Origin of the sequence: Acinetobacter sp. UNC436CL71CviS28 (assembly GCF_000620525.1) — a bacterium.
Taxonomy (GTDB): domain Bacteria; phylum Pseudomonadota; class Gammaproteobacteria; order Pseudomonadales; family Moraxellaceae; genus Acinetobacter; species Acinetobacter radioresistens.
Genome location: NZ_JIBB01000011.1, coordinates 60,630 through 74,813 on the forward strand (window position 1 = coordinate 60,630; position 14,184 = coordinate 74,813).

Sequence of the window (14,184 nt, forward strand, 5' to 3'; positions counted from 1 at the left end):
ATGCTGAAACAAGTGTATCATAGCCAGGCAATTCAAGCATGGGAACGACGCTGGTTTAGCCAGAAAAACTCTTCTTTTGGACTGATGCAGCAAGCAGCCTGGCAAATGACCCAGTATATTATTCAGTGCCTTCAGTATAAAAAGCTTGCTCCGCGTATTGCAGTCTGGTGCGGACAGGGTAACAATGCCGGAGATGGCTATCTGGTAGCAGCTTATCTGGCGAGCGCAGGCTATGATGTTGAAATTTTCGCGGCTGTGCCAGGAGAGTCGGCAGATTTACATTCGGCAATCCAATATGCACAGAGGCAGCATATAAAAATTCATAACAGTTTCGATGTTCCAGAATATTTTAACTCTCATATTGATGCTTTATTTGGAATTGGGCTAAATCGTATTCTGGATGAGGATTGGCAAAAGATTATCTATAGTCTTAACCAGAAAACAGGTCTGAAAATTTCAATTGATATGCCTAGTGGTTTACAGGCAAATACAGGGAAACCCTTGCCTTGTGCCGTCAAGGCGGATCATACCTGTACACTATTGGCTTTAAAAGCCGGCTTATATACCGGGCAGGGCAAAGAGTTTTCTGGTCAGGTTCAACTTTTATCTCTTATCCCTGTAGATGATGAACTGGAACCAATAGCAAGCCTGTGTCCAAAGCAGATTCAACTGCCAAAACGTCAAGCCTCAGGGCATAAGGGCAGTTATGGCCATGTGCTGGTGGTGGGTGGACATGCCGATATGGGAGGAGCTGTGATTATGGCAGCCGAAGCTGCTTTTGCTGCGGGTGCCGGAAAGGTTACTGTGGTCTGTGACAGTAAACATCATAGTCCCATTCTGGCCCGTTCTCCCAATATCATGCTTAAAGATATTCATGACTTCAGTAAAGACTCTATTTGTGAAATATTGAATCAAGTCGATGCAGTTTGCTTCGGTATGGGATTAGGACGTGATAACTGGGCAGATCAGCAGTTTCAGCAATGGTTTCCTGAACTAAAACAGGCTAAACAGCTAGAAGTGTTACTTGATGCTGATGCGCTCTGGTTTTTAGCCGCAGCTAATGCCAGACTAGATACTCACTTTTATGCGACGCCCCACCCGGGTGAGGCAGCAAAATTGCTGGGTGTAAAAGTCAGTGAGGTTGAAGCGGACCGGATAGCGGCTATTCATCAATTGAAGCAGAAATATCAGGGCCAATGGGTACTTAAAGGTGCAGGCAGTCTCATATTAAGCCAGCAATTGTGGATCTGTACTGAAGGTAATGCGGGTATGGGAACAGGCGGCATGGGAGATGTTTTATCCGGTATGATAGCCGCATTAAAAGCACAGTTCCATGACAATATTCATTTACATGAGATTATCAGCCTGCATGCTCAAGCAGGCGATATGCTGGCACAAAGTGGTGAACGTGGTTTACAGGCCCAGCATATGCCTCAGGCAATTTATCAGGTGGTAAACCGCTAGAGCAGACTGCCTAGACCGCTATATAAGCCATATATTGCAATGGTAAACAGTAAAATACCACATATCAGTAAAATTCTCTGATATGCAAAAGAACGGCTAACTCGCTTAAATAGCAAATAGGCCAGGCTCAAGGTCATAAAATCCAGAATTATCCAGACCAGAGTTAATAGAAATAGACTCTGGTTTATTTCTGGCATTACCTGAATAAACTGTGGAAAAAATGCACTAAAGAACAGAATATCCTTAGGATTCGAAATACCTACCAGAAAACCCTTAGTAAATCCGCCGAATTTGGGGTTCAACATCTGGATTTCAGCCTGATGCTTCTGTTTGCTGTCTTGGATTAGTTGCCAGCCTAAATATAAAATATAAAGACTGCCTAGACATTTCAAAATATCCAGAAAAGAAGCATTTAGTGAAAGAAAACCTTTCAGAATAAGTGCTGAAATAAAAATCAGTACTAGTGAAGCTGCATTAGTTCCTAAAATAGTTTTAAAAGCTTTTTGATAGCCGGCCTGTAGGCCTGTACCAACCACCAATAATAGTACCGGGCCGGGGATAATAATCATCAGGACGACACTACTGATGTATAAGAGTAACTCTAAATGGTTCATGTCTTATCCAGTAGAAATCATTTTAACGGCGTCGACTACTATTACGGCTCCGGCCACGAGCCATACCACCCAGCACATTTAATACAGCAAGTTTGCTCATGCTACCAGAAGCATGTGCATGACAAATGGCGGCAGCTAAGGCATCCGCAGCATCCGCTTGTGGGCGAATTGAGAGGTTTAATAGTTTCATTACCATCATTTGTACCTGTTCCTTGTCCGCAGCACCATAACCGACAACAGACTGTTTGATCTGTCTAGCCGTATATTCTGCAACTTGTAAGTCAAGATTAACCAAAGCTGCAATAGCGGCACCTCGTGCTTGACCGAGTTTCAGAGCAGAGTCCGGATTTTGTGCCATGAATACTTGTTCGACGGCGGCTTCTGTTGGTCCATGAAATTTCACAATCCGCTCAATGCCTGCAAAGATACGTTTCAAGCGTTCAGGCATATCCTGGCTTTCTGTACGAATAGTACCGGCATCAATAAAGCGTAATTTATTTCCTTCTTTTTCAATGATTCCATAACCTGTTAAACGTGAACCGGGATCAATACCGATAATTAATGACATACTGGGACTTTAAAAAAGGAATAATGCCCTTATTGTTACATAAGCGTATTAAAAAAGCTTGAAGGTGATGCATTACCTGAAGGCTACACACTTTATTTTGTTGAGATTAGATTAATTTTCATGAAATTATTTCTTACTGTTTTTGCTGTCTTGGTCTTGGAAATACTCGTCTGGATCGGAGTGGGTGACCTCGTTGGCAGTATGTGGTATGTATTTTTCTGGTTTATTGCTGCCTTTTTTATCGGTATGAATCTTATCCGGAAATACTCTGCCGGTGTAATGCCACAGATGCAACAAATGCAGATGGGGCAAATGAGTGCAGATTCGTCATTGACTAATAATCTTCCAAAAATTATGGCCGGGTTTTTACTGCTTGTTCCAGGCCTCATTACAGATGTGCTCGCAGTGCTGATTTTGATTCCAGCTGTACAGAGAGTTTTCCGTGATGCACTCATGAAAATTATGGCTAAACGTCAACAGGCCATGCTTGAAAAAATGATGGGTGGAATGATGGGTGGTAATATGCAGAATATGGGCGGTAGCGGACAGAATCCATTTGCTGACATGATGCGACAGATGCAGGATATGCAGAACCAACAGGGTGGAAAAGGAGGGCGTGACTCTACCATTATTGATGGCGAGGCACGTGAAGTAACACCTGATGCTAAAAAAATAGAATTGAAAGACGTTAAACAAAAATGATTTATCGATAAATTTATAAGCCGGATCTAATGATCCGGTTTTTTAATGAAATTATTTTAACCTTCATCCTCTATCTCACTTATTACATCATTTTCTGGTTTTTCATCTTTATATTCAGGTTGATCATCAGCTGATGGCGCAACGCAGTTATAGGTACGAGGGCGAAGTGCGGTCTGTGAATTTTCGGAATTTTTATACTTTTGGCTCCGGTTTGCCCGTTCACGAAAGCCACCTTTACTGATTAGCTGGACCATATCTGGGGTCTCCTTTGGCAAAATGGCAGTTTAACAAAATATCATGCCAACATTAAAATAGTGTAGTTCTCATCAAGAGTAAAATTACTGAATATTTTTATCATACGTTATTGCTGCTATCGTACTGTCGATTTAAATGCCATTGCCTAGAATTTATGCATTGTAATTGCAATTTCTTTACCATAAGATAATAGTTGTAATACCTATTGTACTCAGCAGTTGTGTAAAACTCACAATAACAAAAACGATAAAATAGGAGGATACCTATGTTGTACCAATATCATTGTGCATGTTGCAATAAAGTGGTCTCATCAACAGAAAAAGAATGCCCTGCTTGCGGCTCTCACTCCATTCGGAGTCCTTTCGGGTTCTGGATGTTTTGTATCACTGCATGCCTGGCAGTAGTCATGACGATTACAGTAGTTCAGGTATATTTTCAGGACCATCAGGATGTGCCTGTACAAACAACCTTGCTAGATGTACTCAACCATGACCGGACACCAGCTCATACTTGGCCTAAGCCTCAGTAGGGTTATCATAAATTTTTAGAGGTGAGGAGATTTTGCGCTAAAGGATGGGCAATTAAGCAAAATTTTTACAGCTTGTATGGGCATGACCTATAAAAAAGCCAATTGATTTCAAATCAATTGGCTTCTTGTCTGATAACTTAGTAAATTTTAAAGACCAGCAGAGGCTTTAAGTGCTTCTACTTTGTCTGTTTTTTCCCAGGTAAATGCAGTATCTGAGCCTTCACGACCAAAATGACCATAAGCAGCTGTCTGCTTGTACATTGGTTGAATCAGATTCAGCATACGGGTAATGCCATAAGGACGAAGGTCAAAGTGCTCACGTACGAGCTGAATGATCAGCTCTTCTGAAACCTTGGCAGTATTAAATGTATTGATTGAAATAGAGGTTGGCTCTGCAACACCAATAGCATAAGACACCTGAATTTCGCACTTTTCAGCAAGACCTGCAGCCACAATATTTTTAGCTACATAACGTCCTGCATAAGCAGCAGAGCGGTCAACCTTTGAAGGATCTTTACCGGAGAAAGCACCACCGCCATGACGGGCCATACCGCCATAAGTATCAACAATAATTTTGCGACCTGTTAAACCACAGTCCCCTACTGGACCACCAATCACGAACATACCGGTCGGATTAATGTGGAATTTGGTTGCTACATGGAACATTTCTGCAGGAATCACCGGTTTGATAATTTCTTCAAGTACTGCTTCTTTTAGCTGTGCCTGAGTAATTTCCGGATCATGCTGGGTGGAAAGAACTACCGCGTCTAAACGCACCGGACGGCCATTTTCATAGGCAAAGGTGACCTGGCTTTTTGCATCTGGACGTAACCATGGCAGAGCACCAGAACGACGTAATTCTGCCTGTCGTTCCATCAGACGGTGAGCATAAGAAATAGGTGCTGGCATCAGCACGTCAGTTTCACGACTGGCATAACCAAACATTAAACCTTGGTCACCTGCTCCCTGATCTTCAGGTTTCTGGCGATCAACCCCCTGAGCAATTTCAGGAGACTGCTTGCCAATCATATTAATGACAGCACAGGTTGAACCATCAAAACCTAAATCAGAATGATGATAACCAATTCCATTGACGGTCTGGCGAACGATCGCTTCAACGTCAACGTTGGCAGTTGTTGTGATTTCGCCGGCAAGTACAACTGCACCCGTTTTTACTAACGTTTCACAAGCAACCCGCGCATATGGGTCTTCTTTTAAGATTGCATCCAAAATGGCATCACTGATCTGGTCAGCCATTTTATCCGGATGGCCTTCGCTTACAGATTCCGAAGTAAAAACAGCGTACTCGCGCATGAAAGTCCTATCGCAGTTATTTCAAAAGACGGAATATGTTACATCGACTTAGACGTTTGGACTAGCTGTAAATGATGAAAATCTCTTGTTTCAAGCTGAAATAGCTGCAACTTCCACCAGCTGTTCCAAGAAAACAGCAAATATTCATCATTATATAATTTAGTGATGAATATTGCATTTTTCTTCATAAGCAAGAATGTTTGTACTTTATATCCTGTTTATATCTGACTTTTAGTGCCTTATACGTATGATAAAAGGGCATTTGCAGAATACTTAACAAGAAATGCCGTCTTCACCCTTTACCCTCAACCGTTTTTTTAAGACAATATGCACTATCGCATAATTCTCTATTCATTTTCTTTTTCTGACGAATTTATTGGAATCTGACCTATGACAACCCCCCTTAATGAACGCCGTATTGCAAATGCAATTCGTGTACTCGCCATGGATGCAGTGCAAAAAGCAAATTCTGGACATCCAGGCGCGCCAATGGGGATGGCAGATATCGCTGAAGTGGTTTGGCGTGATTTCTTGAGCCACAACCCGACCAACCCGCAGTGGGCCAACCGTGACCGCTTTGTCCTTTCAAATGGTCATGGCTCAATGCTGCAATATGCTCTTCTGCATTTGACAGGTTATGACCTTTCAATCGAAGATCTAAAAAACTTCCGTCAGTTGCATTCAAAAACTCCGGGCCATCCAGAGTTAGGCTATACACCAGGTGTTGAAACAACTACTGGGCCTCTAGGTCAGGGTATTGCAAATGCAGTAGGCTTCGCACTTGCTGAAAAAACATTGGCTGCACAGTTCAATAAAGATGATATTAAGGTAGTTGACCATTATACCTACTGTTTCCTAGGTGATGGCTGTCTGATGGAAGGCATTTCGCATGAAGTCTGTTCACTGGCTGGAACTTTAGGTCTGGGTAAACTGATTGCCTATTACGATGACAACGGCATTTCAATTGATGGTGAAGTTGAAGGCTGGTTCAGTGATGATACACAAAAACGCTTTGAAGCATATGGCTGGCAGGTGTTACGTGTAGACGGTCATGATACTGAAGCTATTCGTCAGGCAACGATTGAAGCTAAAGCTGAAACTCAGAAACCAACTTTAGTTATCTGTAAAACGATTATCGGATTAGGTTCGCCGAATAAACAGGGTAAAGAAGACTGTCATGGCGCTCCGTTGGGACTGGATGAAATCACACTCTCCCGTACGACTATGGCATGGACCGATACAGACTTTATTATTGCTGAAGATGTCTATAAAGCTTGGGATGCTAAAGTAAAAGGTCAACAGGCTGAAGCTGAATGGAATGAGGTTTTTGCCCAGTATCAGGCAAAATATCCAACCGAAGCTGCTGAATTGTTACGCCGTCTAAATGGTGACTTGCCTGAAGAATTTGTTGCCAAAGCAGATGCCTTTATTGCGGAAGTTAACAGCAAAGAGGAAACCATCGCTTCACGTAAAGCGAGCCAGAACACACTTCAGGCATTTGGTCCGTTGTTACCAGAACTGTTAGGTGGCTCTGCTGACCTTGCCGGGTCAAATCTGACCTTATGGAAAGGCTGTGAAGGTATACAGACTAATCCGGCCGGTAATTATGTGTACTATGGTGTACGTGAATTCGGTATGACTGCAATTGCCAATGGTGTAGCACTGCATGGCGGTTTTATTCCTTACGTGGCGACCTTCCTCATGTTCATGGAATATGCACGTAACGCCGTACGTATGTCTGCACTCATGAAGCAACGTGTCATTCATGTTTATACGCATGACTCAATCGGTCTGGGGGAAGATGGTCCGACGCATCAGCCAATCGAACAAATTGCTTCGTTACGTTCTACGCCAAACCTGAATACTTGGCGTCCAGCAGACACTGTTGAAGCTGCAGTTTCCTGGAAATCTGCTCTACTACGTAAAGATGGTCCATCTGCCTTGATTTTCTCCCGTCAAAATCTGCCATTCCAGCAACGTACTGAAGAACAGATTCAGAATGTAGCCAAAGGTGGTTATGTTCTGGCAAAAGAAAAAGGCGAGCTAAAAGCAATTATTATTGCTACAGGCTCAGAGGTATCCCTGGCAATGGAAGCATATGCACAGCTTGAAGGTGTACGTGTAGTGTCTATGCCATGTGCCGAAGAATTCATGAAACAGGAAGCGGTATACCGTGAATCTGTACTGCCTGCCCATATTCGTGCCCGTGTTGCAGTAGAAGCAGCACATGTGGATTACTGGTGGAAGTTTGTCGGGCTGGACGGTAAAGTAATTGGTATGACCACCTATGGTGAGTCCGCGCCTGCTAAAGACCTGTTTAAGTACTTTGGTATTACTACTGAAGCTGTTGTAGCTGCGGTAAATGAACTGACTGCCTGATTCTTTGGGTAAGATAAAAAAGCGCTCTTAATCAGGGCGCTTTTTTATTCTGGCTTTAAAAGTATGACTGAGTAAATCCAGTATAACTTACGCATTACTACTTTATTTGGACTGTTTTCTATTTTAAAAATAAATTAAGTAGTTCAGATTATTTTAAAATATGACAGAGCAGCCATCTCAAGAAAAAAAGATTCCGCGACGAACAGCCCGGGTAAAATCAGATAGCTTTGATTATTCGCTCGACTTTAAAAAGATTAACTTTCGTCAGCACCCTGAGCTTTATGAAATTGGCCGTGGAGAGCAGGGTGTTTTACTGGTTGAGCCCTATAAATCCGAGATTTTGCCTCACTGGCGCTTTGCTGATATTGAAAAGGCTGAGCAGAGCAGTCAAAAAATTTATCAACTATTTCTGGACTATTTAAAGCAGCAAGATTTTGTTGGCGCAGATATGGCCCGAAAATTTTTACAGATGGGTTATACCCGTGCCCGGCGTTATGCAAATCATAAAGGGGGAAAAAAATATCAGGGGCCTGTGCCTAGTGACAAAAAAGGTCTTAGTGGCGCTCATGGCCGGCAGGCATTACCACGCGATACTGAGGATCCAATTAAAGCTGCGGCAGCACGTATTTTTAAAGAGAAATGGGATATGGCAAAACAGCATGAATTATATTTGAAGCTGAGACAAAAATTTATAGAAGACTATAAAAATTAATAGAACAGACTGGTTCGAGATGAGTTAAAGAAAAAATCTGGTGAACTACACTCAACCATCTTATTAGAATTGTAAAAACAAAAAATATACGAATTTTACTGACTCTTTGTTACTGTAAAGATTAAATTAAGTGAACAGAAGAGTTATTTAAATTCTTCTTCATAATGATGATTTTTATACGTTCTATATATGAGACGGTACGTTTTAAGCATAAGACTGTAATTTATTTTTCAATCTCTACAATAATGTTTATTCTTCTAGTGAGTTATAAAAAATGAAATCTTTAAAAGTTTTTGGTTTAGGTCTGGCAGTTGCAGTTACAACTACTTTAAGCATGGCTAAACCGGTGGATTATAAAATTGATCCAACACATACTGCGACAGTGTTTTCTTGGGACCATTTTGGTTTTTCTACACCGTATGCCAATTTTTCTAATATTCAGGGTACAATTAAGGTAGATAACGCAAAACCTGCCAACTCATCTGTAGATGTGACTATTCCTGTTTCCAGCCTGAATACGAATGTAAAGGCTTTAGATGAACACTTGGCTAAAGCTGAATGGTTTGATGCTGCAAAATATCCAACTATTACCTTTAAAAGTACTAAAGTCGAACCTAAAAAAGACAAGAAGCATTTTAAAATTACCGGTAACCTGACGGTAAAAGGAATTACTAAACCAGTTGTACTAGATGCTGTGTTAAATAAGCAAGGCGAGCATCCAATGACCAAAGCTCAATCGATTGGTTTTAATGCTACGACTTCATTTAAGCGTTCTGATTTCGGAATTGCAAGCTATGTCCCGAATGTTGGTGATAAAATCACTGTACAAATTACGACTGAAGCTTCTGTAGCTCAGGCAACACCTAAAAAATAATAGATGTTTTCTAGGCTGAAAAAGCGCCCAGTCGGGCGCTTTTTTATATTTTAAATTATAAAAATATAAATAATCTGAAAGTATAGGCTGCCAAAAGAACTTATTTATTCACTGTCTGTTCAAGTCCATTCAGGAAATTTTGAAGAACAAGTGCACACTGCTGTTCAAGCTCATCTGCATATTGCTCATGGTCAGCACGCAATTGGTTAATAGAGAGTTTCGCCTGCTTTAGCTCACAGGTATGTCCCACCAGCCAAGGCTCAAAAGAATCTCCGGCAACTTCAAGATGAAACTGTAGCGCCAGAATATTTTTGCCGAGGGAAAAAGCCTGATTTTTATATAAAGTAGAACTGGCAAGTAAAGTAGCACCAGCCGGTAAATCAAATGTATCGCCGTGCCAATGCAGAACAGGCGTATTTGCTAAAGGTGCTAATGGATTATCCTCTGTCTCATTTAAGAGCAGTGTACTCCAACCTATTTCTTTTTGCGGGCCTGCATAGACTTTAGCGTTCAAGGCATAGGCAATCAATTGTGCTCCTAAACATATACCGATAGTAGGCAGCTCGGATGCAAGCCGCTGCTTTAAAAGATCAATCTCGATCTGTAAAAACGGATATTCTTCAGTTTCATATACACCAATTGGGCCGCCAAGAATAATGGTTAGACCTGCATGTAAGAATGCCGGTTCAAGCACATCTACGCCAGCTTCAAAGTAACGTACACGATACCCCAGTTGATAAAAAAGATCTTCCAGTGATCCTAGATCTTCAAAGGCAACATGTTGAACAACGTAAATAGTTTTAGGAAATACAGATTGCTTTGACATTGTTTAAATTCGTATTCTCGGTTGGCAATATTCTAAGGCGAATTAGTGCTCAAGCAGAGCACTATTTTTAATGAATAATTGAAGAGGTCAAAAAAGTTATTTTACAGACTGATTTTTTATTTCAGTATTTAGAGTATGTTCATCTTTCAGATGGACACCTGAAAGTTGAAGCCGGGCTGATTTTTGCATAAGCGCTATTAAACGTTGAGCAGCTACATGCAGGGAGAGCCCTGCAGGGCGGATATTGGAAATACAGTTTCGGGCAGAATCCTGACAGCCAGTTTTAGCTTGCCAGGTATAATAAACGCCCATACTGTCGGGGGAACTTAAACCTGGACGTTCACCAATAAGCATAATCAACATTCTGGCCTGAAGCGTTTGTGCAATTTCGTCCCCTAGAGCAACCCGACTGCCTGTAGCCAGAATGACCGGTGCAAGCGACCAGCCTTGCTGTTGCACTTCCTGCTGCATTAACTGTATAAAAGGTATGGCATTTTCTTCAATTGCCAAAGCGGACAAACCATCGCCTGCGACAATAACTACATCGAATGTTTGAGCTGACTTTGTTACATATTCTCTGACTAATGTCCGCGATTCATCAGACAGTACCCGGCCAAGATCAGGATGTTTTAAGTAAAGCTCTTTATTGCTGGCTTGGCTTTGCACATGTATGTGTTCTAACTCTAACTGCTCAAGCTGTTGCTGAAGTTTGGGAATATTAAGCTGACACAACACGGCATCTTTAGCTTGTGCATGTGCTAGCTGGAATTTTAGAAGCTCATTTGTGGGGATACTACAACCTGCGCGTCCCAAGGCAATGCGGGCATCTGTAAAACGTTTGAGCTGTGCCCAGTCATTTTCATGCAAGGCAGCAGAATAGTGGGTGTCCGGATAAAGTTTCATCATTTCTCCTTATGATTTTAGAAGTCTGGAGAACTGTTCGGGCATTTGCTTTGCCCATTCAATCTGTTGGTGCTGCTGACGGAGAATTCCTTGCTGCTCCAGCCAGTGAGCGAACTCTGGTGCTGGCTGTAATCCTAAAAGCTGGCGAGCGTATAAAGCGTCATGAAAAGATGTAGTCTGGTAGTTCAGCATAACATCATCTGAACCCGGTATTCCCATAATAAAATTGATTCCTGCTGTGGCCAGTAAGGTCAGCAGGGTGTCCATATCATCCTGATCAGCATCAGCATGATTGGTATAACAAATATCACACCCCATAGGTAAACCCATGAGCTTGCCACAGAAATGGTCTTCCAGACCGGCACGGATAATCTGTTTGCCATTGTACAGATATTCTGGACCAATAAAGCCAACTACAGTATTTACTAAAAAAGGATTGAACTTGCGTGCAACCGCATAGGCCCGTGTTTCAATGGTCTGCTGGTCAACCCCGTGATGAGCATTACTGGACAAGGCACTTCCTTGACCAGTTTCAAAATACATGACATTTTGCCCTATTGTCCCACGCTTAAGGCTTAAGGCGGCTTCATAGCCTTCCTGTAACATGGCCAGTGAGATTCCGAAGCCTCGATTTGCAAGTTCAGTACCGGCAATCGACTGAAACATCAGATCAACCGGAACATTCTGGTTGGCCAGATGAATGCCTGAACTGACATGGGTCAATACACAGGACTGGGTTGGAATCTGATAATCCTGAATGATATGGTCCAATAGTTTTAAAAGCTCAGAAAGATTCTGTAAATTGTCAGTCGCAGGATTAATTCCAATGACTGCATCACCATTGCCGTACATGAGTCCATCCAAGATACTAGCTGAAATACCGAGCAGGTCATCTGTAGGATGGTTTGGTTGTAAACGGGTAGAAAGACGGCCCTTTAAGCCTACGGTATTACGAAAGCGGGTAATAATTTCACATTTGCTGGCTACTAGTATTAAATCCTGATTCCTCATGATTTTACTAACCGCTGCCACCATTTCTGGTATTAAACCCGGGCTTAGTGCCTGCAGTTTTTCAGTAGTTGCCTCTGCACTGAGCAGCCAGTTTCTAAAGTCACCTACGGTAAAATGTGCAATCGGGTAAAAAGACTGTGCATCATGTTCATCAATAATTAGCCGAGTTACTTCATCAGTTTCATAATCGACCAACACTTCATTTAAAAAATTTTTTAATGGAACTTCAGCGAGAGCCATTTGTGCAGCGACTCGCTCGGTTGCATTTTGCGCAGCGATTCCAGCCAGTTCGTCTCCCGAACGTAGCGGTGAAGCTTTAGCCATCAGAGTCTTTAGATCTGGAAAAATATAGTTCTGTTGAGCGATTGTGGTCTGATAACGCATAAGAATCTATCCCTTTTTAAAGTTCCTGTTCTGCCTTTCTGATATTTTCAAACTCTTCTTCAGGTGTTCCCTGTACCAGCCGATGGCGGCTATAAACCAGAAAATAGACAATAAAAGCTATATAAATTCCTGCTGCTATAAACCAGACTTTTGGATCAACCAGAAAACCTGCAATGACTGCAATTAAGGCCAGTATCAAAGCAATACCTGATGTCACTATTCCACCTGGAGTCTTATAAGGCCGATCCATATCTGGACGAGATAGACGCAGTTTGATGTGTGAAAGCATCATCAGAACATAAGAAATAGTCGCACCAAAAACAGCCATAAGAATCAGCAAATCACCTTCACCAGTAAGGGACAGGGCAAAGCCAATAATTCCAGGAATGATAATTGCCAGATAGGGAGCTTTATTTTTATTGGTTAAAGAGAGAGATGTTGGCAGATAACCGGCACGGGACAACGCAAAAATCTGACGAGAATAGGCATAAATGATAGAGAAAAAACTCGCAATCAGACCTGCCAGTCCAACAAAGTTGACAAAACCTGCAAGCCGGGTATGTTCACCATATACGGCAACCAGGGCATCCACCAAGGGAGCTCCAGAGTCTTTTAACTGGTTTGCTCCAGCTGCGCCAGCACCTAAAAACAAAATAAGCAGGGCAAATGCTGCCAGTATCAGCATTGAACCAATCAGACCACGGGGTAAGGAGCGGGTTGGGTCTTTGGCTTCTTCAGCAGCTAACGGTACACCTTCGACTGCCAGAAAGAACCAGATGGCATAAGGTACGGCAGCCCATATTCCTAAATAACCCATCGGTAAGAAAGCACTGGCACCGGCTTTGTCAGATACTGCAATATTAAACAGGTTTGCACTGTTAAAGTGCGGGATCATGGCTATAATAAAGACCAGCAATGCCACAGCAGCAATCGCGGTAATAACAAAAATAATTTTTAATGCCTCACCAGCACCTTTAAGGTGTATGCCCATAAAGACTAGATAACACACCAGATAAATGATCCAGCCACCCACACCAAACAATGATTCACAATATGCACCAATGAAACAGGCGATGGCTGCAGGTGCAATGGAGTATTCAATCAGAATAGCAGTACCGGTCAGATATCCGCCAAAAGGTCCGAATGCGGTACGGGCAAAACTGTAGCCTCCTCCGGCGGTAGGCAACATGGTGGCCATTTCTGACATAGAGAGACACATGCACAGATACATGACTGCCACTACTACTGTCGCAATAAACATACCGCCCCAGCCACCTTGTGCGAGGCCAAAATTCCATCCGGCGAAATCTCCTGAAATCACATAGGCAACACCTAAGCCGACCAGCAGCAGCCAGCCGACTGCACCTTGTTTAAGTTGCCGTTTGGCAAAGTATTCTTCTTGGGTGGGCAGGGTAGAAGAAGCAGTTGCATCGACAATCTTTGGATTGTTCATAATGTACTCCATTTTTTATTATGTTTGATCTGGTCATAAAAGCAATTTTAGTACCAAGATCTAAAGCAGGCTTCCAAGCCTGATATACCATTCTGTTTGAGTAGCAGTTTTATTATTTTGCTAGATTTATAAATTAGTAAAAGTTCAATATGGGAAAAGATTTACGGCTACCTGAGGTAGCCGTAAATAAATCAAT

Annotated in this window: 14 protein-coding genes; 6 read left to right on the top strand and 8 right to left on the bottom strand. The window is 42.2% G+C overall.

What is annotated here, in order from left to right:
• Entirely contained in the window at positions 1–1,464 is a 1,464-nt protein-coding gene (locus N518_RS0105870; RefSeq protein ID WP_026444051.1) for a bifunctional ADP-dependent NAD(P)H-hydrate dehydratase/NAD(P)H-hydrate epimerase, read from the top strand.
• On the opposite strand, the gene N518_RS0105875 is transcribed toward N518_RS0105870, so the two are convergent.
• The gene (locus N518_RS0105875) at positions 1,461–2,078 is read right to left on the bottom strand and encodes a LysE family translocator (RefSeq protein ID WP_005019892.1); all 618 of its coding nucleotides are present in this window, start codon (positions 2,076–2,078) and stop codon (positions 1,461–1,463) included. The two genes, N518_RS0105870 and N518_RS0105875, sit on opposite strands and share 4 nt — an antisense overlap.
• 22 nt (positions 2,079–2,100) lie before the next feature.
• A complete protein-coding gene (ruvC, locus tag N518_RS0105880) occupies positions 2,101–2,646 on the bottom strand; it encodes a crossover junction endodeoxyribonuclease RuvC (RefSeq protein WP_005019893.1) in 546 nt (181 codons plus the stop codon).
• A gap of 120 nt (positions 2,647–2,766) precedes the next feature.
• Between ruvC and N518_RS0105885 the strand changes: the two genes are divergently transcribed.
• A complete protein-coding gene (locus N518_RS0105885) occupies positions 2,767–3,348 on the top strand; it encodes an FxsA family protein (protein WP_005019894.1) in 582 nt (193 codons plus the stop codon).
• A gap of 56 nt (positions 3,349–3,404) precedes the next feature.
• Here N518_RS0105885 and N518_RS0105890 read toward each other — a convergent pair whose 3' ends face one another.
• Positions 3,405–3,602 carry a hypothetical protein gene (locus tag N518_RS0105890; protein WP_005026350.1) on the bottom strand — a complete coding sequence of 66 codons (198 nt, stop codon included), beginning with the start codon at positions 3,600–3,602 and terminating at the stop codon, positions 3,405–3,407.
• A 266-nt stretch (positions 3,603–3,868) separates the two neighbouring features.
• Between N518_RS0105890 and N518_RS0105895 the strand changes: the two genes are divergently transcribed.
• Positions 3,869–4,132, top strand: coding sequence for a hypothetical protein (locus N518_RS0105895; protein ID WP_005026343.1), 264 nt, complete (start codon positions 3,869–3,871; stop codon positions 4,130–4,132).
• A 147-nt stretch (positions 4,133–4,279) separates the two neighbouring features.
• On the opposite strand, the gene metK is transcribed toward N518_RS0105895, so the two are convergent.
• Complete coding sequence (gene metK / locus N518_RS0105900; protein WP_005019905.1) at positions 4,280–5,446, bottom strand: methionine adenosyltransferase; 1,167 nt, start codon at positions 5,444–5,446, stop codon at positions 4,280–4,282.
• Between the two features lie 390 nt (positions 5,447–5,836).
• On the opposite strand from metK, the gene tkt reads away from it, so the two are divergent.
• The 3 genes from tkt (at position 5,837) to N518_RS0105920 (ending at position 9,411) form a co-directional block, all read left to right on the top strand.
• Positions 5,837–7,825, top strand: coding sequence for a transketolase (tkt, locus tag N518_RS0105910; RefSeq protein WP_005026341.1), 1,989 nt, complete (start codon positions 5,837–5,839; stop codon positions 7,823–7,825).
• A gap of 160 nt (positions 7,826–7,985) precedes the next feature.
• Entirely contained in the window at positions 7,986–8,537 is a 552-nt protein-coding gene (locus N518_RS0105915) for a DUF4385 domain-containing protein (RefSeq protein ID WP_005026340.1), read from the top strand.
• A 274-nt stretch (positions 8,538–8,811) separates the two neighbouring features.
• Positions 8,812–9,411 carry a YceI family protein gene (locus N518_RS0105920; RefSeq protein WP_005026338.1) on the top strand — a complete coding sequence of 200 codons (600 nt, stop codon included), beginning with the start codon at positions 8,812–8,814 and terminating at the stop codon, positions 9,409–9,411.
• Between the two features lie 100 nt (positions 9,412–9,511).
• Here the strand turns inward: N518_RS0105920 and N518_RS0105925 are convergent, their stop codons facing one another.
• The 4 genes from N518_RS0105925 to eat form a co-directional block, all read right to left on the bottom strand.
• Positions 9,512–10,237, bottom strand: coding sequence for a glutamine amidotransferase (locus N518_RS0105925; protein ID WP_005026330.1), 726 nt, complete (start codon positions 10,235–10,237; stop codon positions 9,512–9,514).
• Between the two features lie 96 nt (positions 10,238–10,333).
• Complete coding sequence (gene eutC / locus N518_RS0105930; protein WP_005026328.1) at positions 10,334–11,140, bottom strand: ethanolamine ammonia-lyase subunit EutC; 807 nt, start codon at positions 11,138–11,140, stop codon at positions 10,334–10,336.
• 9 nt (positions 11,141–11,149) lie between these two features.
• Positions 11,150–12,535 (bottom strand): ethanolamine ammonia-lyase subunit EutB, encoded by a 1,386-nt coding sequence (locus tag N518_RS0105935; RefSeq protein ID WP_005026325.1) that lies wholly within the window; start codon positions 12,533–12,535, stop codon positions 11,150–11,152.
• A 16-nt stretch (positions 12,536–12,551) separates the two neighbouring features.
• Positions 12,552–13,988, bottom strand: a complete 1,437-nt coding sequence (gene eat, locus N518_RS0105940; RefSeq protein WP_026444052.1) for an ethanolamine permease — start codon at positions 13,986–13,988, stop codon at positions 12,552–12,554.
• Between the last annotated feature and the right edge of the window lie 196 nt (positions 13,989–14,184).

Bases quoted from the DNA above. Each gene is read 5' to 3' on its own strand.
- N518_RS0105870 (WP_026444051.1), top strand. From the start codon at position 1: ATGCTGAAACAAGTGTATCATAGCCAGGCAATTCAAGCATGGGAACGA.
- N518_RS0105875 (WP_005019892.1), bottom strand. From the start codon at position 2,078: ATGAACCATTTAGAGTTACTCTTATACATCAGTAGTGTCGTCCTGATG.
- ruvC (WP_005019893.1), bottom strand. From the start codon at position 2,646: ATGTCATTAATTATCGGTATTGATCCCGGTTCACGTTTAACAGGTTAT.
- N518_RS0105885 (WP_005019894.1), top strand. From the start codon at position 2,767: ATGAAATTATTTCTTACTGTTTTTGCTGTCTTGGTCTTGGAAATACTC.
- N518_RS0105890 (WP_005026350.1), bottom strand. From the start codon at position 3,602: ATGGTCCAGCTAATCAGTAAAGGTGGCTTTCGTGAACGGGCAAACCGG.
- N518_RS0105895 (WP_005026343.1), top strand. From the start codon at position 3,869: ATGTTGTACCAATATCATTGTGCATGTTGCAATAAAGTGGTCTCATCA.
- metK (WP_005019905.1), bottom strand. From the start codon at position 5,446: ATGCGCGAGTACGCTGTTTTTACTTCGGAATCTGTAAGCGAAGGCCAT.
- tkt (WP_005026341.1), top strand. From the start codon at position 5,837: ATGACAACCCCCCTTAATGAACGCCGTATTGCAAATGCAATTCGTGTA.
- N518_RS0105915 (WP_005026340.1), top strand. From the start codon at position 7,986: ATGACAGAGCAGCCATCTCAAGAAAAAAAGATTCCGCGACGAACAGCC.
- N518_RS0105920 (WP_005026338.1), top strand. From the start codon at position 8,812: ATGAAATCTTTAAAAGTTTTTGGTTTAGGTCTGGCAGTTGCAGTTACA.
- N518_RS0105925 (WP_005026330.1), bottom strand. From the start codon at position 10,237: ATGTCAAAGCAATCTGTATTTCCTAAAACTATTTACGTTGTTCAACAT.
- eutC (WP_005026328.1), bottom strand. From the start codon at position 11,140: ATGAAACTTTATCCGGACACCCACTATTCTGCTGCCTTGCATGAAAAT.
- N518_RS0105935 (WP_005026325.1), bottom strand. From the start codon at position 12,535: ATGCGTTATCAGACCACAATCGCTCAACAGAACTATATTTTTCCAGAT.
- eat (WP_026444052.1), bottom strand. From the start codon at position 13,988: ATGAACAATCCAAAGATTGTCGATGCAACTGCTTCTTCTACCCTGCCC.